At 67.7% G+C, this 26,198-nt stretch carries 27 protein-coding genes and 1 tRNA gene; 9 read left to right on the top strand and 19 right to left on the bottom strand.

Annotated features, from left to right (window positions below; genetic code table 11):
• The first annotated feature begins 62 nt into the window (after positions 1-62).
• Positions 63-593, top strand: a complete 531-nt coding sequence (locus Q0907_RS00190) for a hypothetical protein (protein WP_299340344.1) — start codon at positions 63-65, stop codon at positions 591-593.
• 7 nt (positions 594-600) lie between these two features.
• On the opposite strand, the gene hmgA is transcribed toward Q0907_RS00190, so the two are convergent.
• From hmgA to hppD, 3 genes are all read right to left on the bottom strand, one after another.
• Complete coding sequence (hmgA, locus tag Q0907_RS00185; RefSeq protein WP_299340341.1) at positions 601-1,905, bottom strand: homogentisate 1,2-dioxygenase; 1,305 nt, start codon at positions 1,903-1,905, stop codon at positions 601-603.
• A 10-nt stretch (positions 1,906-1,915) separates the two neighbouring features.
• Positions 1,916-2,314: a DUF559 domain-containing protein gene (locus Q0907_RS00180; RefSeq protein ID WP_299340338.1), complete on the bottom strand. Its 399-nt coding sequence runs from the start codon at positions 2,312-2,314 to the stop codon at positions 1,916-1,918.
• A gap of 63 nt (positions 2,315-2,377) precedes the next feature.
• A complete protein-coding gene (gene hppD / locus Q0907_RS00175) occupies positions 2,378-3,475 on the bottom strand; it encodes a 4-hydroxyphenylpyruvate dioxygenase (protein ID WP_299340335.1) in 1,098 nt (365 codons plus the stop codon).
• 77 nt (positions 3,476-3,552) lie between these two features.
• On the opposite strand from hppD, the gene Q0907_RS00170 reads away from it, so the two are divergent.
• Positions 3,553-4,029, top strand: a complete 477-nt coding sequence (locus Q0907_RS00170; protein WP_296279425.1) for a MarR family transcriptional regulator — start codon at positions 3,553-3,555, stop codon at positions 4,027-4,029.
• Positions 4,030-4,214: 185 nt separating this feature from the next.
• Here the strand turns inward: Q0907_RS00170 and Q0907_RS00165 are convergent, their stop codons facing one another.
• Both Q0907_RS00165 and Q0907_RS00160 read right to left on the bottom strand, forming a co-directional pair.
• Positions 4,215-5,720: an oligopeptide:H+ symporter gene (locus tag Q0907_RS00165; protein ID WP_299340331.1), complete on the bottom strand. Its 1,506-nt coding sequence runs from the start codon at positions 5,718-5,720 to the stop codon at positions 4,215-4,217.
• A 196-nt stretch (positions 5,721-5,916) separates the two neighbouring features.
• Positions 5,917-6,777 (bottom strand): tryptophan 2,3-dioxygenase family protein, encoded by an 861-nt coding sequence (locus tag Q0907_RS00160; protein ID WP_299340328.1) that lies wholly within the window; start codon positions 6,775-6,777, stop codon positions 5,917-5,919.
• A gap of 211 nt (positions 6,778-6,988) precedes the next feature.
• On the opposite strand from Q0907_RS00160, the gene Q0907_RS00155 reads away from it, so the two are divergent.
• The 6 genes from Q0907_RS00155 (at position 6,989) to Q0907_RS00130 (ending at position 14,951) form a co-directional block, all read left to right on the top strand.
• Complete coding sequence (locus tag Q0907_RS00155) at positions 6,989-10,234, top strand: lamin tail domain-containing protein (RefSeq protein ID WP_299340325.1); 3,246 nt, start codon at positions 6,989-6,991, stop codon at positions 10,232-10,234.
• A gap of 274 nt (positions 10,235-10,508) precedes the next feature.
• Positions 10,509-11,594 (top strand): pyruvate dehydrogenase (acetyl-transferring) E1 component subunit alpha, encoded by a 1,086-nt coding sequence (gene pdhA, locus Q0907_RS00150; RefSeq protein ID WP_299340323.1) that lies wholly within the window; start codon positions 10,509-10,511, stop codon positions 11,592-11,594.
• Between the two features lie 8 nt (positions 11,595-11,602).
• Positions 11,603-12,646, top strand: a complete 1,044-nt coding sequence (locus Q0907_RS00145) for an alpha-ketoacid dehydrogenase subunit beta (protein WP_299342577.1) — start codon at positions 11,603-11,605, stop codon at positions 12,644-12,646.
• Positions 12,646-13,014 carry an SH3 domain-containing protein gene (locus Q0907_RS00140; protein ID WP_299340320.1) on the top strand — a complete coding sequence of 123 codons (369 nt, stop codon included), beginning with the start codon at positions 12,646-12,648 and terminating at the stop codon, positions 13,012-13,014. The genes Q0907_RS00145 and Q0907_RS00140 overlap by 1 nt, the downstream gene beginning before the upstream one ends.
• A complete protein-coding gene (locus Q0907_RS00135) occupies positions 13,011-14,429 on the top strand; it encodes a dihydrolipoamide acetyltransferase family protein (RefSeq protein WP_299340318.1) in 1,419 nt (472 codons plus the stop codon). Before Q0907_RS00140 ends, Q0907_RS00135 begins: the two co-directional genes overlap by 4 nt.
• 135 nt (positions 14,430-14,564) lie before the next feature.
• Entirely contained in the window at positions 14,565-14,951 is a 387-nt protein-coding gene (locus Q0907_RS00130; protein WP_299340315.1) for a VOC family protein, read from the top strand.
• A 7-nt stretch (positions 14,952-14,958) separates the two neighbouring features.
• On the opposite strand, the gene Q0907_RS00125 is transcribed toward Q0907_RS00130, so the two are convergent.
• The 5 genes from Q0907_RS00125 to Q0907_RS00105 form a co-directional block, all read right to left on the bottom strand.
• Positions 14,959-15,393: a BLUF domain-containing protein gene (locus Q0907_RS00125; RefSeq protein ID WP_299340312.1), complete on the bottom strand. Its 435-nt coding sequence runs from the start codon at positions 15,391-15,393 to the stop codon at positions 14,959-14,961.
• Positions 15,394-15,465: 72 nt separating this feature from the next.
• Positions 15,466-17,112, bottom strand: coding sequence for a M28 family metallopeptidase (locus Q0907_RS00120; RefSeq protein ID WP_299340309.1), 1,647 nt, complete (start codon positions 17,110-17,112; stop codon positions 15,466-15,468).
• A 194-nt stretch (positions 17,113-17,306) separates the two neighbouring features.
• The gene (locus Q0907_RS00115) at positions 17,307-18,236 is read right to left on the bottom strand and encodes an MBL fold metallo-hydrolase (RefSeq protein WP_299340306.1); all 930 of its coding nucleotides are present in this window, start codon (positions 18,234-18,236) and stop codon (positions 17,307-17,309) included.
• Positions 18,237-18,330: 94 nt separating this feature from the next.
• Positions 18,331-18,630: a hypothetical protein gene (locus tag Q0907_RS00110; protein WP_093488059.1), complete on the bottom strand. Its 300-nt coding sequence runs from the start codon at positions 18,628-18,630 to the stop codon at positions 18,331-18,333.
• A 3-nt stretch (positions 18,631-18,633) separates the two neighbouring features.
• Positions 18,634-19,929 carry a tryptophan--tRNA ligase gene (locus Q0907_RS00105; RefSeq protein ID WP_299340303.1) on the bottom strand — a complete coding sequence of 432 codons (1,296 nt, stop codon included), beginning with the start codon at positions 19,927-19,929 and terminating at the stop codon, positions 18,634-18,636.
• A 191-nt stretch (positions 19,930-20,120) separates the two neighbouring features.
• On the opposite strand from Q0907_RS00105, the gene Q0907_RS00100 reads away from it, so the two are divergent.
• On the top strand, positions 20,121-20,924 hold the full coding sequence (locus tag Q0907_RS00100; protein WP_299340300.1) for a hypothetical protein: 804 nt from the start codon (positions 20,121-20,123) through the stop codon (positions 20,922-20,924).
• A 63-nt stretch (positions 20,925-20,987) separates the two neighbouring features.
• Here the strand turns inward: Q0907_RS00100 and Q0907_RS00095 are convergent, their stop codons facing one another.
• The 9 genes from Q0907_RS00095 to plsY form a co-directional block, all read right to left on the bottom strand.
• The gene (locus Q0907_RS00095; protein ID WP_296279403.1) at positions 20,988-21,209 is read right to left on the bottom strand and encodes a CsbD family protein; all 222 of its coding nucleotides are present in this window, start codon (positions 21,207-21,209) and stop codon (positions 20,988-20,990) included.
• Between the two features lie 214 nt (positions 21,210-21,423).
• The gene (locus Q0907_RS00090; protein ID WP_055937075.1) at positions 21,424-21,558 is read right to left on the bottom strand and encodes an entericidin A/B family lipoprotein; all 135 of its coding nucleotides are present in this window, start codon (positions 21,556-21,558) and stop codon (positions 21,424-21,426) included.
• A gap of 202 nt (positions 21,559-21,760) precedes the next feature.
• On the bottom strand, positions 21,761-21,913 hold the full coding sequence (locus tag Q0907_RS00085) for an entericidin A/B family lipoprotein (RefSeq protein ID WP_055937078.1): 153 nt from the start codon (positions 21,911-21,913) through the stop codon (positions 21,761-21,763).
• 148 nt (positions 21,914-22,061) lie between these two features.
• Positions 22,062-22,985 carry an arginase gene (gene rocF, locus Q0907_RS00080; RefSeq protein ID WP_299340295.1) on the bottom strand — a complete coding sequence of 308 codons (924 nt, stop codon included), beginning with the start codon at positions 22,983-22,985 and terminating at the stop codon, positions 22,062-22,064.
• 100 nt (positions 22,986-23,085) lie between these two features.
• Positions 23,086-23,161, bottom strand: a tRNA-Thr gene (locus tag Q0907_RS00075).
• Between the two features lie 12 nt (positions 23,162-23,173).
• A complete protein-coding gene (locus tag Q0907_RS00070) occupies positions 23,174-23,830 on the bottom strand; it encodes an SPOR domain-containing protein (RefSeq protein WP_299340293.1) in 657 nt (218 codons plus the stop codon).
• A gap of 19 nt (positions 23,831-23,849) precedes the next feature.
• On the bottom strand, positions 23,850-24,587 hold the full coding sequence (locus Q0907_RS00065; protein ID WP_299340291.1) for a type III pantothenate kinase: 738 nt from the start codon (positions 24,585-24,587) through the stop codon (positions 23,850-23,852).
• Positions 24,584-25,546, bottom strand: coding sequence for a bifunctional biotin--[acetyl-CoA-carboxylase] ligase/biotin operon repressor BirA (gene birA, locus Q0907_RS00060; protein WP_299340288.1), 963 nt, complete (start codon positions 25,544-25,546; stop codon positions 24,584-24,586). Before birA ends, Q0907_RS00065 begins: the two co-directional genes overlap by 4 nt.
• The gene (gene plsY, locus Q0907_RS00055) at positions 25,543-26,169 is read right to left on the bottom strand and encodes a glycerol-3-phosphate 1-O-acyltransferase PlsY (protein ID WP_299340285.1); all 627 of its coding nucleotides are present in this window, start codon (positions 26,167-26,169) and stop codon (positions 25,543-25,545) included. The genes birA and plsY overlap by 4 nt, the downstream gene beginning before the upstream one ends.
• Positions 26,170-26,198 lie beyond the last annotated feature (29 nt).

The raw sequence follows: 26,198 nt of genomic DNA, 5'->3' as shown, positions 1-26,198 counted from the left end.
AGTTGTCATGCGCACTTCATGGCCGGCGAATAGCCTGCGCGCGACCTTCCGTTCCTTTCGCCATGCGACCGTCGAAAACCGATCTGGCCCGTGACATCCTGCAGGCCCACACGGGTGCACTGGGCATGCGCGAGCGACGCACGTTGATCCTCTGCGACGGTCGACGCGACCTCGCCGAGCTGGTGCAGTTGCTGGGACAGGATGCACCGCTGCTGGTGCAGCGCCTGGTACAGGCCGGATATCTCGTCGACGGGTCGCGCATGCAGGTCACCGCGCCTGCCGCCGCCGTCGTCGCTTCCGCCACTACTCCAGGACCACGGCGTTCGCTGGTGGCGGCCAAGGTCTACCTGTCTGGCATGCTGGAACTGCAACGCGACGACGGCGCGCGCCACCACCGTGACCGCTTGCAGGCGCGGCTGGACGATGCGGCGATGCTCGACGCGCTCGCCGATGCCTTCCGCTTCCTGGAGGGACGCGTGGCCGCCACGCTCGCCGGACGCATCCGGCAGCGCCTTTTCGAGGCACTGCCCACGGAGGCCCTGCCCCGCATGCACGAGAGCCTGGTCCCGCAGGAAGAAAACGCCTTGCGGTGAACGCGGCTCAGTCCTTCGGCGCGAAGTGCTTGCGCAGGCCGGCCCAGCACGCCTGGTAGTCGCGCTGGCGGTGTGCGGCGTCCACCGCCTGCCGCGTTGGCCGGATCACCGCACGCGTCTCGAACATGAAAGCCATCGTGCCGGTGATGACATCGGGCTTGGACAGATCGGCGCCCGACGCTTTCTCGAACGTCGCCGCATCCGGCCCGTGACCGGTCATGCAGTTGTGCAGCGAAGCGCCGCCCGGCGCGAAACCCTCGGCCTTCGCGTCGTAGACGCCATGGATCAGGCCCATGAACTCGCTGGCGATGTTGCGATGGAACCACGGCGGACGGAACGTGTCCTGCGCCACCAGCCAGCGCGGCGGGAAGATCACGAAGTCCATGTTGCCCACGCCAGGGGTATCGCTCGGCGAGGTGAGCACCAGGAAGATCGATGGATCCGGATGGTCGTAGCTGATCGAGCCGATGGTGTTGAAGCGGCGCAGGTCATAGCGGTAGGGCGCGTAGTTGCCGTGCCAGCCCACCACGTCGAGCGGCGAATGGCCGATGTCTGCACGCCACAGGTGGCCCTGGAACTTGGCGATCAGTTCGAATTCGCCCTCGACGTCCTCGTAGGCGGCGACCGGCGTTTCGAAGTCGCGCGGATTCGCCAGCCCGTTCGAACCGATCGGCCCCAGGTCCGGCAGGCGGAGCTGCGCGCCGAAGTTCTCGCAGACATACCCGCGCGCCTCACCGTCAGGCAGTTCGACCAGGAAGCGCACGCCGCGCGGAATCACCGCGATCTGCTGCGGCTCGACGTCGATCACGCCGAACTCGGTGGCGATGCGCAGGCTGCCCTGCTGCGGGACGATCAGCAGTTCGCCATCGGCATCGTAGAAGTAGCGCCCCTGCATCGAGCGGTTGGCGGCGTACAGGTGGATGCCCACGCCGTGCTGGGCTTCCGGCGTGCCGTTGCCGGCCATGGTGTAGAGGCCATCGACGAAATCGGTCGGCGCTTCCGGCATCGGCAATGGCGACCAGCGCATCTGGTCCGGCGACACCGGACCGGCACTGAAATCGCTGTGCAGGCGATGCTGCGCGTAGGGCGCGAAGGTGCCGTGCATCGCCGCCGGGCGGATGCGGTACAGCCAGTTGCGGCGGTTCTCGGCGCGCGGCGCGGTGAACGCGGTGCCGCTGAGCTGCTCCGCATAGAGACCGTGCGCCACGCGCTGCGGCGAGTTGCGGCCTTCGGGCAGCGTGCCGAGAATCGCCTCGGTAGCGAAGTGGTTGCCGAAGCCGGTCATGTATCCGCGATCGGGGGGCGTTTTCATCTCGATGCCTTTAAAGCCCCTCTCCCGACGGGAGAGGGGTTGGGGTGAGGGGCGATGGTGAGACGGTCCTGCAGATCGCCTCAGCCACCGCTTCGATCTGCATCAGTACTTCGTTGTCCCAGAACCGCAGGACGGTGAAACCCTTTGATTCCAGGAACTGCGTTCGTAAGTGATCGGATGTTTCCGTGTGCTGCGATCCATCCACTTCAATCACCAACTTGATCGATACGCACCAGAAATCAACCGTGTAGGGCGGGATGGAATGCTGTCTACGGAACTTCAAACCCTCGATGCCACCGCCTCTGAGGATCGACCAAAGTTTGCGTTCCGCATCTGTCGATCGTGCCCGCAGTTCCCTCACCCGTTCCAAAGCACGAGTGGCCATCGGAGGTCTGCGGTGGTTCGTCATCCTTGTCCTCCTGCCCCTCACCCCAACCCCTCTCCCGTCGGGAGAGGGGCTTGAGGCAGAAGACTACAGCACCCCGCGCTTCATCTGGTCGCGCTCGATGCTCTCGAACAGTGCCTGGAAGTTGCCTTCGCCGAAGCCTTCGTTGCCCTTGCGCTGGATGATCTCGAAGAAGATCGGGCCCAGCGCGTTCTGGGTGAAGATCTGCAGCAGCTTGCGTTGCTTGGTCTCGACGTCGGCATCGATCAGGATCTTGTTGCGCGCCAGGCGTGCCACGTCTTCCCCATGGTTCGGGATGCGCTGGTCGATCACGTCGAAATAGGTATCCGGCGTGTCGAGGAACTCGACACCCGACTCGCGCATCTTCTCCACCGTGGTGTAGATGTCGTCGGTGAAGCAGGCGATGTGCTGGATGCCTTCGCCCTTGTAGGCGTCGAGGTACTCGTTGATCTGGCTCTTCGGGTCGCTGGACTCGTTGAGCGGGATGCGCACCATGCCGTCCGGCGCGGTCATCGCCTTGGACAGCAGGCCGGTCTTTGCGCCCTTGATGTCGAAGTAGCGGATCTCGCGGAAGTTGAACAGCCGCTCGTAGTAGTCCGCCCACTTGGCCATGTTGCCGTGGTAGAGGTTGTGGGTCAGGTGATCGATGAAAGTCAGCCCGAAGCCCTTCGGCATCAGGTCCACGCCGGGCAGGTATTCGTAGTCGGGGTCGTGGATGGTGCCCTGGTCGTCATAGCGGTCGACGATGTAGAGCATGCAGTCGCCGATGCCCTTGATGACCGGCGCGGCCACGGCCTTGGTCAGCTCGTCCGCCGCGTCGAACGACTCGGCGCCGTTCTTGAGCGCCTGCACGCGCGCCCATTCGGCCAGTTTCTTCACGCGGATCGCAAAGCCGCACGCGCTGGGGCCGTGTTCGGCAGCGAAGCGGGCAGCGAAGGAATCGGGGTCCTCGTTGATCAGGAAGGTGCAGTCGCCCTGGCGATAGGTGCTGATGGCGCGCGTCCTGTGGCGCGCGACCTGCACGAAGCCCAGCTTGCGGAAGTAATCGTGCAGGTGGTGAGCCTGCCCGGCGGGCGCGGCGAACTCGACGAATTCGAAGCCGTCGATGCCCATCGGGTTGTCGAACGTCGTGGGCTGCATGCCCAGGTTGGGTTGTGCGTTCATGGGGCGTCTCGCTAGGCTTGCGTGGATGCACGCCAATATAGTTTCAGCTGAAACCACCCACAAGTAGCAGCGCAACAATGAGCCAGCCGCCCGACAGCCCGCCCGTCCACGCCGATTTCGACCTCGACCGCCTGTTCTCCTATCGGTTGAGCGTGCTGTCCAACCGGATCAGCAGCGCGATTTCCCGCGAATACCACCGCCGTTTCGGCCTGGCCATCACCGAATGGCGGGTCATGGCCGTCCTGGGCCGCTTCCCGGGCCTGTCCGCCGGCGAGGTCGCCAGCCGCACCGCCATGGACAAGGTCGCCGTCAGCCGGGCGGTCGCCCGCCTGCTGGAACGGGCCCTGATCCAGCGCGAGATCCACGGCGACGACCGGCGCCGCTCGGTGCTGGCGCTGACCGACGAGGGTTTCCGGGTCTACGACGAAGTCGCACCGATGGTGATCGAGTACCACCAGCGCATGCTGGAGCCGCTGAGCGACGAGGAACGCGCGATGCTCGACCAGTTGATCGACAAGCTGGCCGGCGAGGGCGTGAAGCGCATCGAGGGCTGAGCGGCCCGCTTCCGTAGAGCCGAGCTTGCTTGGCTGCGCGATGCGTGCGAACCCGACAGCAGCGGAGCAAGCTCCGCTCTACGAACAAAAAAACGGCGGCCCATGGCCGCCGTTTTCAATGGATCCCCGCTTGCGCAGGGATGACACATCGGCAAAGGCGCACCCGCGGGGTGCGCGCCGATGCGTTATTTCACGCCGTGCATCAGGCGCTGGATAAGCGGCGCGATCAGGAACAGCAGCACGCCCGGGATCAACAATGCCCAGAACCCGAAGGTGTAGCCGCTCAGCGCGGACTCCACGCTCATCCCGCTCTCGCCGCTGACGTGGCTGGCGAAGATGCCGGAGAGGTTGTTGCCGATCGCGGTGGACAGGAACCAGCCACCCATGCCGAAGCCGACCAGGCGCACCGGCGCCAGCTTGGTCACCATCGACAGGCCGATGGGCGACAGGCAAAGCTCGCCGATCGACTGGATCCAGTAGACCGCGAACAGGGTCCAGAACGGGATCTTCAGGCTCTGCGGATCCACCAGGCTGGACAGCGCGAACATCAGCAGCAGGAAGGCCAGGCTGTTGAACAGCAGGCCCAAGCCGAACTTGCGCGGAATCGACGGGTTGTTGCTACCCAGCTTCACCCACAGCCAAGCGAGCAGCGGTGCCATCGTGATGATGGCGATGGAATTCACCGACTGGAACCAGCCCACGGGGAAGGTCCAGCCACCGAAATCGCGATTGACGATGTTCTGGGCGAGGAAGTTGAACGAACTGCCGGCCTGCTCGAAGAAGCACCAGAACAGCACGTTGAACGCGAAGATGATCAGCATGGCGATGGCCATGTCGCGACGCACTGGCCCATCCTTGAAGCCTTCGCGCAGGATCAGCACGCACAGCGCCACGAACAGCGCGGTCAGGATCCACTGGAGGGCGCCGGCACCGATCGACAGCAGAAAGTAGATCACCGGAATGGCGAGCAGGGTGCAGATCGCCGTCACCAGCACGCGGCCGGCTCCCTCTGTGCCCGGCATCGGCCGGCCGATGCCTTCGAGCTGCTTGCGCCCGAACCAGAACCACACCAGCGAAATCAGCATGCCGATGCCAGAGACCAGGAACACGACCTTGTAGACCGGCATGTCCGACGAGCCGCCCATGATCCGCTCGGCCAGCAGGCCGGTCAGCCATGGCGCGATCATCGCGCCCAAGTTGATCCCCATGTAGAACAGGGTGAAACCGGAATCGCGGCGATCATCGCCCTGCAGGTAGAGCTTCCCGACCATGGTCGAGATGTTCGGCTTGAACAGGCCGTTGCCCGCGATCACGGTGGCCAGGCCGAGTTTGAAGATGTTCTCATCCGGCCACATGATCATGAACAAACCCGCCGCCATGACCACCGCACCCAGCAGGATCGAACGCTGGTAGCCGATGACCTTGTCGGCCACGTAGCCGCCGAACAGCGCCGCCGCGTAGACCAGCGCCAGATAAGCGCCGTACAGGCGACTGGCCGGCGCTTCGCCCGCACTATCGCCGCCGTAGAACTGCGCGACGATGTACAGGGCCAGGGCCCATCGCATGCCATAGAACGCGAAGCGTTCCCAGAACTCGGTCATGAACAGCATCCACAGGGGGCGCGGATGCCCCAGCAGTTGCTTGAATTCCGGTATCCGTTCCGGCGTTGACGTATCGACGGCTCCGCTCATGCGGGCTCCCCCTAGAAAAGTGGTTCAGGATTTCGGTTTCCCCTGCAACGAGCGCAGGGGACGGGCGAGGATCACCGACCCGGCGGGCCCTCGTCAAATCGCTGAAACGCCGGTGGTGTAGCAGTCGCCTTGCCTGTTCAGCGAGTCAATCCACTGATTTCCAAGGGATTTCGATCCGGCCGACCCTGCTCGCCCATCAGCGATCGGGGCCGATCGACGTGCGCACGTCGAACAGTTCCGGGAAGAAGGTCAGCTCCAGCGCCTGGCGCAGGAAGCCCACGCCGCTTGACCCGCCGGTACCGCGCTTGAAGCCGATGATGCGCATCACCGTGCGCATGTGGCGGAAGCGCCACAACTGGAACTGGCTTTCCAGATCCACCAGGTCCTCGCACAGCGAGTACTCGCGCCAGTAGCGGTCGGTGTCCTCGTAGATCGCTTCGAACACCGGCAACAGCGCGGCGTCGGCGGCGTGCGACTGGCGCCAGTCGCGCTGCAGGTGCTGCAGGGGGATCCCGTGGCCCCAGCGGGCAAGGTACATCAGGAATTCGTCGTAGAGGCTGGGGGCGTCGAGCACGGCCTCCAGCCCGGCATGGCCCTCCGGGTCATGGGCGAACACCTTAAGCATCGCCGCATTCTTGTTGCCGAGCAGGAATTCGATGGTGCGGTACTGCAGCGACTGGAAGCCCGACGACGGGCCCAGCAGGTCGCGGAAGCCCATGTACTCGGACGGGGTCAGCGTTTCCAGCACCGACCACTGCTCGGTCAGCTGGCGCAGCACCTGCTTGGCGCGAGCCATCACCTTGCGGGCCTGCCAGACCTGGTCGCGCTGGAGGAAGCCGATCGCCGCCTGCAGCTCGTGGATCATCAGCTTCATCCACAGCTCCGAGACCTGGTGCTGGACGATGAACAGCATCTCGTCGTGGTGCGGCGGGTCCGACACCGGGTGCTGTGCAGACAACAGGCGGTCCAGCTGCAGGTAGCCGCCGTAGCTCATCCGGCCGGACAGGTCGGTGTGGATGCCTGCTTCCAGCGGGCGTTCGTTCTTCTCTACGGCCATCCGTCGTTCAACCGGTGCACCACCCAAGCGGCGGCGGGGACGCCAGCGTAACCGATGCCGGTCGACGGCCCGGGCGATGCGACGGGAAACCGGCGCCGGTGTCACGCCCATGCAATGCGCGTACCACAGGCTTGGGCTACATTGCGTCGACCGGGGGCGGCATCGCTCCCGCGGGGGTCGGCGTCCAATCCACTGAGGGAGAACCCGTTACATGGAAATGCCACGGGGCCGCGTCGCGGCCGTGCTCGCGTCTTTCGCCTTGCTGTTCGCCGCTTCGTCGGTCCAGGCACAGGTGGTCATCAGCCAGGTCTACGGCGGCGGCGGCAACAGCGGCGCCACGCTGAAGAACGACTTCATCGAGCTGCGCAACAACGGCCCCACTGCGGTCGACGTGACCGGCTGGAGCGTGCAGTACACCTCCTCCGCAGGCACCACCTGGAGCGGGCGCACCAACCTGACGGGCACCATCCCGGCCGGCGGCTTCTACCTGGTCCAGCAGGCGCAGGGCGCCGGCGGCACGGTGGACCTCCCCGCGCCTGACGCGGTGGGCACCATTGCGATGAGCGGCACCGCCGGCAAGGTCGCGCTGAGCCGCAGCACCACGGCGCTGACGGGCGCCTGCCCGACGGCCGATGCGAACGTGGTCGACTTCGTCGGCTTCGGCAGTGCGGCCAACTGCTTCGAAGGCAGCGCGCCGACCGGCACGCTCAGCAACACCACCGCGGCGCTGCGTGGCGGCGACGGCAGCATCGACACCAACAACAACGGCGCCGACTTCGCGGTCGGTGCGCCGAATCCGCGCAACAGCGGCGCCGAGCCGCCGGAACCGCCCGATCCGCCGCTGGCGCTGACCATCGCGCAGATCCAGGGCAACGGCCTGCTGTCGCCGCACAACGGCAAGCGCGTGGTGACCGAAGGCATCGTCACGGCGATCAAGTTCAACAACGGCTTCTTCCTGCAGGCAGCCAACGACGACGGCGACCCGGCCACGTCGGACGCCGTGTTCGTCTTCACCAGCAGCGCCCCGCCCGCCACCGCCGCGGTCGGCAACCGCGTGCGCGTGACCGGTACGGTCGAGGAATTCACCCCGTCGTCCAATCCGCACCAGCTGGCCATCACCGAGATCGTCACCCCGACGCTCGAGGTGCTGGAAACCGGCGTCGCCCTGCCTGCCGCGATCGAACTGACCGCCGCCGAGCTGGGGCCCGACGCCCTGCCCGGCACGCTGGAACGCCTGGAAGGCATGCGCGTCAGCGTGGCGCAGTCGGTGGTGATCGCCCCGTCGGGCGGCAGCATCGACGAGAACGATGCGCTGTCCTTCAGCGACGGCGTGTTCCACGTCGCCCTGCCCGGCGTGGCGCGTCCGTTCCGCGAGCCCGGCATCGCCGTGATGGATGCCATCACCGTGCCGGCCGGCAAGAACCCGCCGCGCTTCGACACCAACCAGGAACGCCTGATGGTGCGCAGTCGCGGCCAGGTCGGCGCGTCGCCGCTCTCGGCCGACACCGGTGCCGACGTCACCGGCCTGCTCGGCGTGCTCGACTATTTCGCCGGCACGTGGGCGCTGCTGCCCGACGTGGCCACGCCGCCCACGGTCACCGGCGGCATGTCGCCGGAAGCCGTCAACGATGCCGCCTACGATGAAGTCACCGTCGGCAGCTTCAACCTGCTGCGCCTGTTCGACGAGGTCAACGACAGCAACGGTGCGGTGACACTGACGCCGGAAGCGCTGGACAAGCGCCTGGCCAAGGCGGCGCTGGCGATCTGCGACTACCTGAAGACCCCGGACATCCTGGGCGCGGTGGAAGTGGAGAACCTGCGCGTGCTGCAGTTGCTCTCCGAGCGCATCGACGCGACCTGCGCCACGCGTCCGGGTTACGTGCCGTACCTGCAGCCGGGCAACGACGTGGGCGGCATCAACGTCGGCTTCCTGGTCAGTTCGCGCCTGACCGCGGACGGCATCGCCCGCGTGGAAGTGCTGGACGTCGCGCAGTTCGGCAAGGAGACCACCATCGCCAACCCGAACGGCACCACCAGCCTGCTCAACGACCGTCCGCCGCTGCGCCTGCGCGCCCGCGTTCACCAGGACGGCACGTCGAGCTACCCGCTGACGGTCGTCGTCAACCACCTGCGCTCGCTCAACGACATCAACGACACCCTGCCCGGCAGCAGCGGCTGGGCAACCGGCGGCGAACGCGTGCGGGTGAAGCGCGGCGCCCAGGCGGTCTACCTGGCCCAGCTGGTGCAGGAGATGCAGCAGGCGAACCCGGACGAGAAGATCGTGCTGGTCGGCGACTTCAACGCGTTCGAGTTCAACGACGGCTATGTCGACGTGATGGGCATCATCAAGGGCGAAGCCGCGGCGGAAGACCAGGTGCTGACGTACATGCCCAGCCCGTTGAGCGTGCCGCTCGTGGACGGCTCCCAGCTGATCGCCGATCCTGCGCAGCGTTACTCGTACTCGTTCGAGGGCAATGCGCAGACGCTGGACCACGTTCTGGTCAACGAAGCCCTGGTGATGGACGCCGGCCTGCGCGTGGACCATGCGCGCATCAACGCGGACTTCGGCGTGGACAACTTCGGCGATGCCACGCTGGCCCTGCGTTCGTCCGACCACGACCCGGTGCGCCTGAGCATCCGCGTGCCGTCCTTCGCCCGCGCCGACCTGTCGGCCACCGTCGGCGCAGACCGCACCACCGCCAACGTGGGCGAGACCGTCCGCTACACCGCCACGGTGCGCAACGCCGGTCCCGGCGCGGCATCGCCGGCGGCCTTCGCCTTCGTGTTCTCGGCCGAACTGTCGCCGTCGCTGGCCACGCTGCCGGCCGGCTGGAGCTGCGCGGCACCGGAAGTCACCGCAGGCACCACCCGCGTGGCCTGCACCGTGCCGTCGCTGGCGGTCGGTGACGAAGCGACCTTCGCCCTCGACGCCGTCATCCCGGCCAGCGCAGCGGGTGCCACGCTCGGCTTGGGCGTGTCGGCCAATTCGACCGTGCTCGACCCGGCCAACGGCGACAACACCGCCGCCGTGTCGGTGGCCGTGGCCGCGTTGCCGCAGACCCGCGCCGACCTGTCGGTGCAGCTGCTCGGCGCCGCCCTGCCGCTGCGTCGCGGCACCATCGCCACGCTGCTGGTGCCGGTGCGCAACGCCGGTGCCGATGCGGCCGAGCAGGTCACCGTGCGATTGACCAGCAACGTCGATGCCCGCTACGCCGCCGTCGCCGCCCCCAGCGGCTGGAGCTGCACGCGCGTGCAGGACACCACCGACGGCGCCGCCGCCGACTGCACCCGTCGTGGCGCCATGCCGCGCGGCGTGCAGACGCTGGCCTTCGCCCTGGTGGTGCCGGGCAAGCCGAAGCGCGGTACGGAACTGGAGTTCGACGCCACCGTTAGCAGCACGACCACGGACCCGAACCCCGCCAACAACCACGACCGGCTGGTCCAGCGCATCCGCTGAACTTTCCCGCCATCGTGGGGTCGACAGGGGCGCGGGCGACCGCGCCCCTTGTCGTTTGCGCAGCCCGCGACGCGGATCACGTCCGGCGCACGCCGGCTGCAGGCAGGGTGACACCGAACGACACCCGGGCAAGCGCCTGTTTCCGCACCGGTTTCTCCGCGCAGCCACCTGCCATGCACCCCCGTCTTGCTGCATTGCACGACAGCCGCCAGCCCCATCGCTCCTAAAATTACATTTGAAACCAATTCCGCCGGCTGACGAGAACACCGTCCAGATGACCACCGCCGCAAGCTTCGAGATCGAATACCTCCAGTACCTGGGCCCCGACGGCACCCTGGTACGCAATGACCTGCCCGAGGCCGGGCGCGACATCGCCCGCCTGCGCGACCTGTTCAAGCAGATGCTGTTCGTGCGCACGTTCGATACCAAGGCGATCGCCTTGCAGCGCACCGGCAAGCTGGGCACCTACGCCAGCTGCCTCGGCCACGAGGCCACCCATGTGGGCATCGGCGCCTCGATGCGCACCGGCGACGTCTACGCCCCCAGTTACCGCGAGTACGGCGCCATGTTCATGCGCGGCGTGAAGCCGCGCGACGTACTGATGTACTGGGGCGGCGACGAGCGCGGCAGCGACTTCGACCGCGACAGCGATGCGCGCATCGATTTCCCGTTCTGCGTGCCGATCTCCACCCAGTGCCTGCACGCCGCCGGCGCGGCGCTGTCGTTCAAGCTGCGCAAGCAACCGCACATCGCGGTGGCGACCTGCGGCGATGGTGGTTCGTCGAAGACCGACTTCTATGCCGCGCTGAATTCCGCCGGCGCCTATGAGCTGCCGCTGGTGCTCGGCGTGATCAACAACGGCTGGGCGATCTCGGTGCCGCGCAGCGCGCAGACCGGCGCGCAGACGCTGGCGCAGAAGGGCCTGGCCGGCGGCCTGCACTGCCTGCAGGTGGACGGCAACGACCTGATCGCCGTGCTCGAAGGCATGCGCCGCGCCAGCGAGCGAGCCCGCAAGGGCCAGGGCGGCACGGTGATCGAATTCGTCACCTACCGCCTGTCCGACCACACCACCGCCGACGACGCACGACGCTACCGCGATGACGCCGAAGTGAAAGCCGGCTGGGAACGCGAACCGATGACGCGCCTGCGCACCTGGCTGACCGCGCAGGGCGCGTGGAGCGAAGCCGACGAGGCCGCATGGAAGGAAGAGTGCGGCGTGCGCGTGGACGAAGAGGTCAACAGCTACCTCAACACGCCAGTGCAGCCGGTCGAGGCGATGTTCGACTACCTGTACGCCGATCCCCCACCGGAACTGCTGCAGCAACGCGCCGCCGCGATCGCCGCGGAGGGCCGCCCATGAGCACCGTGATGAAGCCCGAGAACAAGACTGTGGGAGCGACGTCAGTCGCGAAGCAGGACGCCGCGGCGACCCCGACCGCGATCACCCTGATCGAAGCCATCACCCAGGCGCTGGCATGGGAGATCGCGCATGACGAATCCGTGCTGGTGCTGGGCGAGGACGTGGGCGTGAACGGCGGCGTGTTCCGCGCCACCGCCGGCCTGCAGCAGAAGTTCGGCCCGGAGCGCGTGCTCGACACGCCGCTGGACGAAACCACCATCGCCGGCCTGACCGTCGGCTTGGCGGCGCAAGGCATGAAGCCCGTGGCCGAAGCGCAGTTCGACGGCTTCGTCTACCCGATGGTCGACCACATCATCTGCCACGCCGCCCGCCTGCGCACCCGCACGCGCGGCCGCCTGCATTGCCCGATGGTGCTGCGCGTGCCGTGGGGCGGCGGCATCCGCGCGCCGGAGCACCACAGCGAGGCCAACGAAGCGATCTTCACCAACGTGCCCGGCCTGCGCGTGGTGATGCCGTCCTCGCCGCAGCGCGCCTACGGCCTGCTGCTGGCCGCGATCCGCGACCCGGACCCGGTCATCTACATGGAGCCCAAGCGCATCTACCGCCAGTACAAGGAAGTGGTCGCCGACGATGGCGAAGCGCTGCCGCTGGACGTGTGCTACGTGCTGCGCGACGGTACCGACGTGACCCTGGTGACCTGGGGCGCGCAGGTGAAGGAAGCGCTGGAAGCCGCCGACAAGCTGGCCGGCGAAGGCATCAGCGCCGAAGTCATCGACGTGGCCACGCTGCGTCCGCTCGATTTCGACACCATCGCCGAATCGGTGGCCAAGACCGGCCGCTGCGTGATCGTGCACGAAGCGCCGCGCACCGCGGGCTTCGGCGCCGAGATCGCCGCGCGTCTGGCCGAACACTCGATGTACGACCTGCTGGCCCCGGTCGAACGCGTCACCGGCTACGACACCCACATCCCGCTGTTCCGCCTGGAAATGAAGTACCTGCCGAGCGTCGACAAGATCGTCGCGGCGGCGAAGCGGGCGATGGCGAACGGCTGATGCGCGCCCGCGCCGTCCGCGACTACCGCAGGCAGTACGCGAACCCGATCCGGTTCGCGCGCGGCGACGTGGTCGCACTCGGCGCACGCGACACCGAATGGCCGGCCTTCGCCTGGACCACCACGGCCGATGGCAATGCCGGCTGGGCGCCGGTGGACTGGCTGCAACCACAGGACGACGGCCTTGCGGTCGCCCTGCGTGACTATTCCGCGCAGGAACTGGACGTGCGGGCCGGCGACATCGTCGAACTGCATCATGACCTCGGCGACTGGTGGTGGTGCACGCATGCGGATGGACGCGAAGGCTGGCTGCCGGCGCGCGACCTGTACCTGATCAACGACACGACTTCCGAAGAGACTTCCGAATGAGCGAGAGCAAGACCTTCCATCTTCCCGACCTGGGCGAAGGCCTCCCGGACGCGACCATCGTCGAATGGTTCGTCAAGGAAGGCGACGTGATCCGGCTGGACGAACCGCTGGTGTCGATGGAGACCGCGAAGGCCGTGGTCGAAGTGCCCTCCCCGGTGTCCGGCAAGGTGATGAAGCTCGCCGGCGCCGCGGGCGATGTCGTCATCACCGGCAGCATGCTGGCCGTGTTCGAGCCCGATGCCAGCCTGCCGCAGCGTGCGGAGGGCCAGGACACCGGCCATCACCACGGTCCGCCGAAGTCCGCTTCTGCGGGAGCGACGTCAGTCGCGACCCCTGCAACCGGATCCCCCGTCGTCGCGACTGACGTCGCTCCCACGGAGACCGACGCCGGCACCGTGGTCGGTGCCATGCAATCGTCCAACGCGATCCATACCGAGCAGGCGATCGCCGTGGGCGGCGTCAAGGCCATGCCCGCCGTGCGCGCGATGGCGAAGAAGCTCGGGGTGGACCTCGCGCGCGTGCGCGCCACCGGCGCCGATGGTGCGGTGACGATGCAGGACGTCAAGCAGGCGGCTGCCGACGGGACGCGCCTGCTCCCCTCTCCCGTCGGGAGAGGGGTTGGGGGTGAGGGTTCACAGCATCCGACCGCCAGTACTCGCACCGAACCCTCATCCGCCCTGCGGGCACCTTCTCCCGAAGGGAGAAGGGAAGATCAACGTACTGCGCTGTCCGCCAGCGGCAAGCCGATGCGCACGCAGCCGCCGGGCGTGTCGGTCAGCGGACAGCCGGAACAACTCAAGGGCGTGCGCCGGAACATGGCGCGCGTGATGGCCGATGCGCATGCCAAGGTCGTGCCGACCACGCTCAGCGACGACGCCGACGTGCACGCCTGGACACCCGGCAACGACATAACCGGCCGCCTGGTCCGCGCCATCGTCCGCGCCTGCAAGACGGTGCCGGCGATGAACGCCTGGTTCGATGGCGAGAAGCTCACCCGCACGCTGCACCCGCATGTCGACATCGGCATCGCCGTGGATACCGATGACGGCCTGTTCGTCCCCGCGCTGCGCAACGCCGACCTGCTGGAGGCCGGCGGCGTGCGCGAGAGCATCAACCGCCTGCGCGCGCAGGTGGAAGACCGCAGCATCCCGCCGTCGGAGCTGACCGGCTACACGATCTCGCTGAGCAACTTCGGCATGTTCGCCGGCCGCTACGCGACCCCTGTGGTGGTGCCGCCGTGCGTGGCCATCGTCGCCGCCGGTCGCGCCCGCCACCAGATTACGCCGGTGATGGGCGGCTTCGAATCGCACAAGGTGATCCCGTTGTCGGTGACGTTCGACCATCGCGCGTGCACGGGTGGCGAAGCGGCGCGTTTCCTCAAGGCATTGATCGACGATCTGGCCCTGCCCCAGTAGAGCGGCCGTCGCAAGGGATGAGCGACGCAGGGTTTCGTCGCTCAATCCTCCAGTGGGCAAGCGCTGTGGTGAGAGGACAACGCGCGACCGCGAAGCGTGGCAGGATGCCGCCGTGATCCCACCGCAGGAGTCGCCATGACCCACCGCAGCCGTCTCGCCGGCTTCATCATAGACAGCCAGGTCGACGACCTGCCCGCCGCCTCTGCCTTCTGGAGCGCCGCCCTGGGGTTGAAGGTCACCGATCCCGACGACGGCGGTCTGGGCATCTACGACAAGTTCGAGCCCGGCCCGGGTGGCCTGCATATCGAAGTGCAGAAGGTGAAGCATGACGCGCGCGTGCACCTCGACATCGAGACCGACGACATCGAGGCCGAAGTCGCGCGGCTGGAAGCGCTCGGCGCCAGGCGCGTCCAGCACGTACGCAACCGCTGGTGGGTGATGGAAGCGCCCACCGGCCATCGCTTCTGCGTGGTGCCGATGGACGAAGGCAGCCCGCGCGGCAGACCCAACCGCTGGCCCTGAGGTGCCTTCAGCGCGTCAGCCTGGCTTCGTCTTTCCAGAAGGCAAGCAAGCGCGTCAGGCCCGCAGAGTCGGCGGACTCGTCTTCCAGCCACGGAATCTCGCGACGCCACTGCGACTGGCTGAGCTGCTGCACCAGCGTCTGCGGTGCGGTCGCGAATCCCATGTGCCAACGCTGGAACAGGCGTTTCTCCACCCTGCCCTGCTCCAGGATCTCCAGCCGCTGATGCTGGCTGGCGCGCGCGATGCGGGCGTAGATCTGCTCCACGTCGGCACGCGCGCCTTCCAGGTACTGCACGAAGCGCTGCCCACCGTACAGGAGCGCACCGGTCACCTCGGCGAGTTCATTCGCCACGCGCGCATCCAGCAGCAGCTGGTCGAGATCGGCCGCATCCAGCGGGCGCGTGGCCTGGCTCTGATAGACCAGGGCATGAAGAGGGGCCACGTGCGCTCCGGTATCGCGAAAGGACACGCAGCATAGCGCAGCGAATCACATGAACGCCGTGCGCGTGCGCCGCTATTTGCGTTCAGCCTCGCTGCGCGCGCGGATCGCTTCGAATTCTGAACCGTTCAGCCAGCGGGGCCAGGCATCGCTGTCCGCGATCTCGCGGCCGAGGGTGTAGAGCAGCGCCACATCCCGTGCCTGACCGCCTGCATCCCACGACGGTGTCCACGCATCGCAGGGCTGGTGGTAGCAACGGGCAAAATAGGCATCGCGCAGCGCCCGGCCGCCTGCGACGCCGCCCTCCACGCGATCCAGTCCCGCACCCACGGTGATCGCGGGAACGCCGGCGCGCGCAAAGGCGAAGTGGTCCGCGCGATAGAAGAAGCCCGCCTCCAGGTTGGGATCCTCCGAATAGTTGCGCCCCTGCGCTTCCGCCACGCGTTTCAGGTCGCCTTCCAGCGACACACGGCCTTTGCCCCACGAAGCGATATCGCGATTCGGGCCATCGGGGCTGAGCATTTCGATGTTGAGCACCGCCGCCGTCTTCTCCAGCGGCGCCACCGGGTTGGCGGCGTAATAGCTCGCGCCCTGCAGACCTTTCTCCTCCGCGGTCAGCGCCATGAACAACAGGGTCCGCTGCGGGCGTGGACCGGCGGCGAACACGCGCGCCAGTTCGATCACCGCCGCGACACCGGTGGCATTATCGACCGCTCCATGACGGATCGCATCGCCTGTCGTGTCCGGCTCGCCGATGCCGAAGGCGTCCCAATGCGCGGAATAGATGACCGTTTCGTCCGGTCGGGTCGCACCCGGCAAGCGTCCGATGACGTTGCGCGTTACCACTTGGTCACGCTTGACGGCGAACGTGGCCGACAAGGTCGCATCGCCCAGCGCCACGGGAGCGAAGGCGGCCGTCTGCGCACGGCGTTTCTCCATCTCGAAGTCCAGTCCGGCACGCTGGAACAGCGACACCGCCAGGTCGCGCTGCATCCAGCCGCGCAGCGGCGTGTGGTAGGTCGCGGCGTCCGCGCGCGGGATGTCGAACACCGGAGACACGCCCGACGCGCGCACGGTCGCCCAGCCATACGCGGCCGGTGCCGTCTCGTGGACGATCAGCACCCCTGCGGCACCCTGTCGCGCCAGTTCCTCGTATTTGTAGGTCCATCGGCCGTAGTACGTCACCGCGCGGCCGTCGAATGCACCGGGCGATGCGGTTTCGAAGTCCGGATCGTTGACCAGCACCACCGCGACCTTGCCTTTCAGGTCGGCGCCCTTGTAATCGTTCCAGCTGCGCTCAGGCGCGGTGATGCCGTAGCCGACGAACACCAGCGGCGCGTCGACGAGCGACACACGGTCAACCGGCCTCAGGCTCTGCAGAACAACGTCATCGCCATTGGCGAGCACCTGCGTCTTGCCGCCGATGCGCAGGGATGCCGTCACCGTGCCCTCCACCTGCGCACGCACCAGCGGCACGTCCTGGGTCCAGGTGCCTTGCTCGCCGCCGGGGCGGACGCCCGCCCTCTTCAATTCGTCGACGATATAGGCGACGGTCTTCTCTTCACCGCGCGTCGCCGGTGCACGGCCCTCGAACTCGTCCGACGCAAGCACGCGCACATGCCGCGACAGGTTGTCGGCATTGATGCCGCCGCCGGGGATGTCGGCGGCGAGTACCGGCATCGCGCACAGGGACACCAGCAGCAGCGGGAGCGAAGACTTCATGGAAATGACCTGGCGTGAGGACACCGGGAGTCTATGCGATGCGGCTGGTGTAGGAGCGACGTGAGTCGCGACCGCATGAATCGGGAGTTCCGGTTCTTTCTCAAAGGCGCGACCGCACCTCGCACAATCAGGCATCTCATCAATGATGGCATCCGGTCGCGACTCACGTCGCTCCTACCGGAGGCAACACACCATCACGGTCGCCCACGATCCAGCCACACGCCCAGACCCTGCGCATTGAGTTCGACGTCCATGGCGAGCAGGCGCAGCACGTCCTCGTCCGCCAGCGGTACCTGCTGGGCATGGGCGCGCTCGAGGTACAGCGCCGACAGTGCGGCGGCGATGCAGCGATGACGATCCGCACGCCCGTCGCAGGCGTCGGCGATGGCCACCATCGCATCGATCTGTTCGTACAGCGACTGCGCAAGGCGCGGTACGTCGGACACGGGCCCGTAGTGGGTGAGGTACATGGCCTCGGGCGCGCGTTCGACCATGCGCGCGATGCTGGCCTTCAGCGCCCCGGGTTCGAATTGCACGGGCGTGGTGGTCGGCAGGATGAAGGCGCCGTGCGGTCCGTCCAGTTCGCGATACGAAAGCCCGAACGTGTCGCCGGTGAACCAGCTGCGGCTGCGCGCATCCCAGATGCAGTGGTGGTGGCGCGCATGCCCCGGCGTATCGATGCATTCCAGCACGCGGCCGGCCAACAGCACCGTCTCGCCATCCTCGACGATGTGCACGCGCGCCTCCGGCACCGGCTGGATGGCGCCGTAGCTGCGCTGCATCTCCTCTTCGCCATACACCGCGGTCGCCCCCGCGATGAGCTTCCCTGGGTCGATGAGGTGCGGCGCCGCACGCGGATGTGCGACCAGCGTGGCATTCGGCAAGTGCTGCATCAGCAGGCCGGCGCCGCCGGCATGGTCGAGGTGCACGTGGGTGACGATCAGCAGCTCGATGTCGGCAGCGGCGAGGCCAGCGCGCTGCGCCGCCGCCAGCAACAGCGGCACGGAGTGGTTGGTGCCGCAATCGATGAACGCACCGCGACCTTCCTCGACGATCAGGTAGGCGGCGTCGAAGTGATCGCGCTGGAACGCGGTGTCGATGGTATGGATGCCGTGGAGGCTCATCCGCGGGCCTGTGTGGGGACGGATGGCCCGATTCTAGTCCGCGATCCGCGACGGCACGACCCGCCTTTGGTGGAACACGCCCTCCACGCGCAGGTCAACCGCGCGACAACCACCAGCCGCGCAGCGGCACCGCCAACGTCAGCACGAACAGGAAAGCGCCGTAGGCGACGAGCGTCGCCAGCACCTGCTTCCAGATCGCGCCGGTGCCCACATCGGACGCACCCAGCGCGTACCCCCACTGCATGCCGATGAAGCTGAGCACGAAGGCCACCGCGAGCGCCGCGAGATCGAAGCCCTTGCGGCGCGCGTTGCGCGGCTGGCGCGGGAACAGCCAGTACAACGATCCCAGCAACAGGAACCACGGCAGGAACAGGATGACCGCCAGGTACGGCATGGCTCAGGCCTCCGCGGCGCGCAGCGCGGCCAACGCCGCGAGCACATCACCGGCGGGGACCTGCAGCACGATCTCCGGCGTCTCCATCGCGTCCGCCTGCTCGGCCTGCTTGAGCACACCGATCAGCTTGCCGGCGTCCTTCGGCGAATCGAAGCCGTTGCTCTGCACCAGCACGTTGCCCTCGGCGTCCGTGAGCTTGAAGTAGAAGCGGCCATCGGTATCGCGGTACTGCTTGAACGCCGGCAGCGCGGCCTTCGATGCCGTGGCCTTCGCCTCGACCACCGGCTGCTGGGACAGGTCACGCAGGCCCACCGCATGGCGCAGCTCGGCCAGCAGCGGCGCGGCATAGCGTTCGCGCAGGCGACGGGCGCCGTCGCGCAGGATGGCTTCGATGTCGGCCGGCTTGGCCATCAGCGCTTCGTACTTCTCGCGCAGCGGTGCGATTTCCGCATCGATGCGTTCGAACAGCTGCTGCTTGGCATCGCCCCAGCTGATGCCGTCGGCGAACTTCTGGGCGAACGCGCGCGTTTCCTCGGCGCTGCCGAAGGCCTGATACAGCTGGAACAGCGCCGAACCTTCGGCGTCCTTCGGCTCGCCGGGTCCGCGCGAGTCGGTCAGGATGGAGAACACCAGTTTCCTGAGCTCCTCGCGCGGCGCGAACAGCGGGATGGTGTTGTTGTAGCTCTTGCTCATCTTGCGCCCGTCCAGGCCGGGCAGCGTGGCGACGTTGTCGTCGATCAGCGCCTCCGGCAGGGTGAAGTACTCCTTGCCGTAGACGTGGTTGAAGCGCTGGCCGAAGTCGCGCGCCATCTCGATATGCTGGATCTGGTCGCGACCCACCGGCACCTGGTGCGCGTTGAAGATCAGGATGTCTGCCGCCATCAGCACCGGGTACATGAAGAGGCCCGCGCTGACGCCCGCATCCGGGTCTTCACCGTCGGCGTTGTTCTTGTCCACCGCGGCCTTGTACGCATGCGCGCGGTTGAGGATGCCCTTGCCCGCCACGCAGGTCAGGAACCACGTGAGCTCGGTGATCTCCGGCACATCGCTCTGGCGGTAGAACCAGACCTTGTCCGGTTCCAGGCCGCAGGCCAGCCAGGTCGCCGCGATCTCCAGCGTGGAGCGCTGGGTGCGCCCCGGGTCCTGGGCCTTGATCAGGCTGTGCAGGTCGGCCAGGAAGTAGAAGCTCTCCGTGTCCGAGGCACGGCTGGCGGCCACGGCGGGGCGCACGGCGCCGACGTAGTTGCCCAGGTGCGGCGTGCCCGAGGTGGTGATGCCGGTAAGGACGCGGGTGGTCATGTGCGAAGCGGGGAATGCGGGAAAGCGGCCAGTTTACCGGCTGGGGGCGGGCGATGCCGGTGGCCGGCCTGCGACACGGCGTCGCAGGCGCGGCCCACTGGCGGCTTAACCGGGGCAGGCATCGCCGTTCCAGGCAACCCCACTGCCGCCGACGATCCGTTCCCAGCATCGTCCCCACCTAGAGAACGGACATGCTGCATCGCTTCCTTGCTTCCCTGGCCACGCTGGCGTTGCTCGCCGCGTGCGCCCCGTCCCATGCCCGCCCATTGGTGGACGTCAGCGTGGTCGACCGCGACACCGGCGAATGGCTGGCACGGTACCCGCATCGCGGTGACCTCTGGGTCGCCGGCATGCCTGGTCATCGCTACAGCGTGCGGCTGGCCAACACCACCGGCGAGCGCGTGCTGGTCGTGCTGTCGGTGGACGGCATCAACGCCGTCACCGGCCAGACAGCGAACCCCTCACAAACCGGCTATGTACTGGAGCCATGGCAGACCACCGAGATCAACGGCTGGCGGAAGTCGATGGACGACGTGGCGCAGTTCGTGTTCACCGATCTGGGCAACAGCTACGCCGCGCGTACTGGGCGTCAACGCAACGTCGGTGTCATCGGCGTGGCGGCATTCCGCGAAGCGCCTGCCTACCGCTACCCGCAGTACGAACCGCCGCCGATCGCCCGCGGGACGATGAGCAAGCAGGCGGAAGCCGAAGCCGCAGCGCCTGCCGGATCATCGCGCAGCATCGTTGCCGACGAATATTCGCGCCAGCAAAGCATCGGCACCGGCCATGGTGGCCGGGAATGGGCCCCGACCTCACGTACCGGCTTCGAGCGCGCAACCCGCCAGCCCGAACAGGTGAGTGAACTGCGCTACGACGAGCATCGTCGACTGGTCGCGATGGGCATCCTGCCGCGCCACCGCCAAGGCCCGATCTGGCGCGACGACGCGCCACGTGCCTTCCCGGGTGGGTTCGTCGCCGACCCTCCTCGCCGCTGACAAAAAAGACGGGCCGCCCTGGGGCGGCCCGTCTTGTTCCGGCGTCCGCGAAACGCGGATGGCTCAGTGCTTGAAGCTGCTGTCGGAACGCAGCGTGCGCTGGAAGTCCGCGACCTCGGTGCGGGCGCGGTCGCGATCGTAACCGTAACGCTCCTGCAGCCTGCCCTCGAGATACTCCGCGTTGCCTTCCGCGACCTTGAAATCGTCATCGGTCAGATCGCCCCACTTCGCCTGGATCTTGCCTTTCAGCTGCTTCCAGTTGCCGGCGATGATGTCCTGATTCATGGTGTTGCCTCATTGAGTGAGCGGCAGGGGGCGCCGCGGGGACAGCATCGCAAGGCAGGCGTTCCCATCCGATCAAACGCGCGTCAACGCGGCATTAGGAAACGCGGGCTCGTTCAGTCGAATGACGGCGCCTTCGCGGCGATGAACACCCGGCGATGCAAAAAAGACGGGCCGCATGGCGGCCCGTCCTGATGACGCGTGAGGAAGCCGGCGCTTACTTGCCGGAGGAATCCTCGACCTTTTCGCCCACCTTCTGCACGTCCTTGCCGAACCCCTTGACGGTGTTGCAGCCGGACAGCACGGCGATGGAGAACAGGGACAACATCAGCAACGCGGCGACACGCTTCATAGGCGACTCCTGTGGACAGTATTCACGGGCCGGGGCAAGCCGAACCGGGGTGCGGGACCCGGCCTCCGCACGACCGCAGTGTCATTCAACCACGCTGGCTGCAGGCTGACCATGCGCCGCGAGCGGACAAGCAAAAGGGGCCGGTCGCCCGGCCCCTTCCTGTAACGCTTCCGCGAGGAGCGGTCGCATCAACCCGCATGCATCAGCACTTGCCGTCCTTGCAGTCCTGGGCCTTGTCCTCGACCTTCTCGCCGACCTTCTGCACGTCCTTGCCGGCACCGGCCATGGTGTTGCAGCCCGACAGGACCGCCATCGAGAACATCGCCGTCAGCAGCAGCATCATTGCACGCTTCATGTGTCATCTCCTGGGTGGAAAAAGGGGTGCCGATGCGGGTGCGTCCCACACCGCAGCGGCGTGTGCGTGCACCTTCGTCGTCGTGGCGTATAGGCCGCGTGAAGCCCCTGCCGGCGCGTTCAGGCGCAGTTTCCTCGTCCCGGCAGGCCTAGTCGCGCATCAGGGTGGATTTGCCGAACAGGCTTTCCACCAGGTCCACCGTCAGCTTGGCAGTGCGATTGCGGCGATCCAGCACGGGATTCAGTTCGACGATGTCCAGCGAACCCATCAGCCGCGTGTCCGCGATCATCTCCATCACCAGCTGCGCCTCGCGGTAGTTGGGCCCGCCGGGCACCGTGGTGCCCACGCCGGGCGCGATGCTGGGGTCCAGGAAATCCACGTCGAAGCTCACGTGCAGGTGGGTATCGGCATCCAGCCCCTCAAGCGCCGTCTCCATGGTGCGCTTCATGCCGACCTCGTCGATGTATCGCATGTCGTACACATCGACCTGGTGGTCCTTGATGAGCCGCTTCTCCTCCGGATCGACCGAGCGGATCCCGATCTGCCGGACCATCGCCGGGGTGATGGCCGGCGACTCCCCGCCCAGTTTCGTCAGCGCATCGGGGCCGATGCCGCACAGGCACGCCACCGGCATGCCGTGGATGTTGCCCGACGGCGTGATGTCGCTGGTGTTGAAATCCGAGTGCGCATCCAGCCACAGCACGCGCAGCTTCTTGCCGGCCTGGCGACAGTGTCGCGCCACGGCCGTGATGGACCCCATCGCCAGGCAGTGGTCGCCGCCCAGCATGATCGGGAGACGGTTGCGCGCCAGTTCCGCCGCGGTGGCATCCATCACCGCCCGGTTCCATGCCACCACTTCGTCGAGGTGACGGTAGCCGCTGACCGGACCCGTCCAGGGATTGGCGGGCCCTTGCACGTTGCCGGTATCGACGACGTCCACGCCACGCGCTGCCAGTGCCTCGCCCAGGCCGGCGATGCGCAGTGCATCCGGGCCCATGCGGGCGCCGCGATGGCCGGCGCCGACGTCGGTGGGAACGCCGATCAGGGAGACGGGGGGGAAGACTCGACTCATGGGTACGTCCTGCGGCGAAAACAGGCGCACAGTCTATGCGGTCGGCGATGACGGGCCTGTGGCATCGCAGCACGTGGCGCGACGGCGAGGCGGGGAAGCGTGGTGCCGCTTATCCGAATCGAACGGATGACCTACCGCTTACAAGGCGGTTGCTCTACCAGCTGAGCTAAAGCGGCGCGGGCGCAATTCTAGCGCAGCGCGGTGCACTCGAGCGGCTGCGGCTCGCCGCTGCCTGCCGTGCGCGCGAGTGCGGCGGGGTCGGTACCCTCGACGATGCCGGCATCCAGCCACCAGAGGCCGGGACCGGCGCGACCGACCGGTTGCAGTTGCGCGGCGAAGCCCGCTGCCTGCAGCTGGGCGAGTCGACGCTCCGCCGCGTCGCGGCTGCGGTAGCGTCCCAGGGCGATGCCATTGGCCTGGTCACCCTGCCGCACGACGAGGAAGTCGTCGAAGCCGGCAGCACCGATCTTCGCCGCTTCCGCCTGTGCGTCTTCCAGCGATGCGGCGGGCGGGATCACCACCTGATAGCCGCTGGCGCTCATGCCGGGGACCTCACGCACGCGCGGGCGCACTAGGTGGCGGGCGGCCGTGGCTTGTGCCTGCGTCGCGGCAGCCTGGCTCGTGTAGGGCCCCAGGCTGACGCAGGCGGTCGGCGTGGCCGAAGGTGCGGCCGTGGGGGATGACGGAAGCGCCGCCGGTCCCGTTTCATCCACCAATTGCAGGCGGGCGACGCCTGCGGGAAGCGCCGGCTCCGGTTCGGACAACGGCGCGGGGCGGCTCAGCCACCACGCGGCGGCCCCCAGATTCAGGACGACCAACAAGACGATCAGGGCGCGGATCAGCATGATGCGATTCTATCCGCGCTCAAGCGGCCGCACCCAGACGTGCCCACACCGCCAGCCCTTCGAGCACGAGTGCCGGTGCCACGGCCGGCGCATCCAACTGCGACGCCAGCCCGGGGGCACCCCCGCCATGCAGCAGCAGGGCGGGCCGTTCTCCCAGCAGTGCATGCGCCTGCTGCAGGCTGCGCTCGATCAGCCCCAACGCGGCGCCCTCGCAGCCGGAGGCCAAGGCATCGGCCGTCTCCGTGGCGAACTCCACATAGTCACCGCCGCATGCCGGCAGTTGCGCGGCCGCGGCCTGCAGCGCATCGCGCATCAGGCGCGGCGACGGCGCGATGCGCCCACCCCGGTGTTGCCCGCGGCCATCGAGCAGATCCACGGTGATCGCCGTGCCTACCCCCACGACCAGCCACGGGACAGCACCTCGCCGGCGCGCCCCGAGCAGGGCCAGGAAGCGGTCCACGCCCATCCGGGCAGGGTCGGGATATGCGATACGGACGCCCGCCAATGCAGCCTCCGTGCGTGCGATGGATACGGTCTGGAAGCGTGTCGTCAACCAGTCGACGACCACCGCCGTGCGCACCGGCGACGCCACGCTGGCAAGGACGGCCGACGTTCCGTCATGCCCCACGGTAGCCGCGAGCGCGTCCGCCAGGCCTTCCTCATACGTCATCGCCCGCACGTCCCCGACGCTCCCGTCGTCGTGCAGTTGCGCGCATTTCAGCCGCGAGTTTCCGAGATCGAACAGCCACTGCGTCATGTCGTCCTCACGCTGACCTCGCCCGCATGCACGTACTTCACCGCTTCGCCCATCCTGACCCGCAACGCGCCATCGTCGCCGATGCCGTCGGCCACGCCCTGCTCGTCGCCCTGCGATCCATGCACGGTGACGGCACGTCCTGCCAGTGCATCCAGCGCGGCGTAGCGCGCGCGAAAGGGCGAAAGCCCATCACGGTCGAACTGGTCGAGCGCCGGGAGCAGGGCGTCCAGCAGTCGGGCCGCCAGTGCGTTGCGCGATGGCACGCCCTCGGCAAGGCTCGCCAAGTCCGTCCATGCCTGGTCGATGGTGGCGCCGAACGGCGCCGGCATGCGCACGTTCACGCCCATGCCGATCACCGCACGTACCGGTCCGCCGTGCTCGCCCCCCCCTTCCACCAGGATGCCACCCAGCTTCCGGTCGTGCGCCAGCAGGTCGTTGGGCCATTTCACCCCTACCGCGGCGTACCCGGCCTGCCGCAGCGCCTCCGCGACGGCCACGCCGACCACCAGGCTCAGGCCTGCCAGGCGGGCGAGCCCGCCCGAGAACTGGCGCGAGAGCGACAGGTAGAGGTTCGACGCGATCGGCGATGCCCACTGGCGGCCACGTCGTCCGCGGCCCCCGGTCTGCTGTTCGGCCAACAACACCTCCACGCCGCGCTCCGGTGCCGGGCGCCGCAGCAGCTCGCTGTTGGTGGAATCCAAGGCCCATGCCACATCGAGCGACGACAGCGCGGCGGCATCCCGCATGCGCGCGCGGATCAGGTGGGCATCCAGCAGCTCGACCGCGTCGGCCAGCGCATAGCCACGCCCCGCCTGCGCGTCGATGCGCACTCCCCCTGCGCGCAAGGCTTCGATGCGCTTCCACATCGCCGCACGCGTCAACCCGGTATCGCGCGCGAGCGCGTCGCCTGTCGCAGGGCCGTCGATGAGGCGCTGCAGCAGTTCGCGTTCGCCGCTCACGCGCGACGGCGCCAGATACGGACGCGCTCGAAGCGCGATTCCGTGCCATCGCGCAAGCGCCGGACGTTCACCCGATGGGTGAACAGCACCAGCAGCGCGGCGGCCATCGCGAACACCTGTGCAGCGCGATCGACCGGCAGCCACCACGACAGCGGCACCAGGCAAGCGGTGGCGACGATCGACGCCAGGCCGACGTAGCCCGTCGCCACCAGCACGACCACCCAAACCGCGAACAGGGGCAGCAGCGCCATCGGCCACATCACGGCCATGCCGCCCAACAGCGTGCCTACCCCCTTGCCACCGCGGAAGCCGTGCCACACCGGCCAGACATGGCCCAGCGCCGCCACGAATGCCGCCATGAAGCCCAGCACGCGCGGCGGCACGGATCCGTCCTCCGGCGCGAAGGCCAGCGCGAGCCATGTCGCCAGCGCGCCCTTCCCGATGTCGACCAGCACCACGCCCAGCGCGAACTTCGCGCCCTGGGTACGGAAGGCATTGGTGCCGCCGGCGTTGCCGCTGCCCTGCGTGCGGATGTCCACGCCGCGCAGGCGGCCCAGCACCAGACTGCCCGATACGGACCCGACCAGATAGGCGGACAACAACAGCAGGGAGGCGATCAGCATGGCGCCATTATGGGCCACGCCCCCGCACA

The sequence above is a fragment of the uncultured Pseudoxanthomonas sp. genome, from assembly GCF_947498795.1.
Lineage (GTDB): Bacteria > Pseudomonadota > Gammaproteobacteria > Xanthomonadales > Xanthomonadaceae > Pseudoxanthomonas_A.
This window is presented reverse-complemented; position numbering and strand designations above follow the sequence as displayed.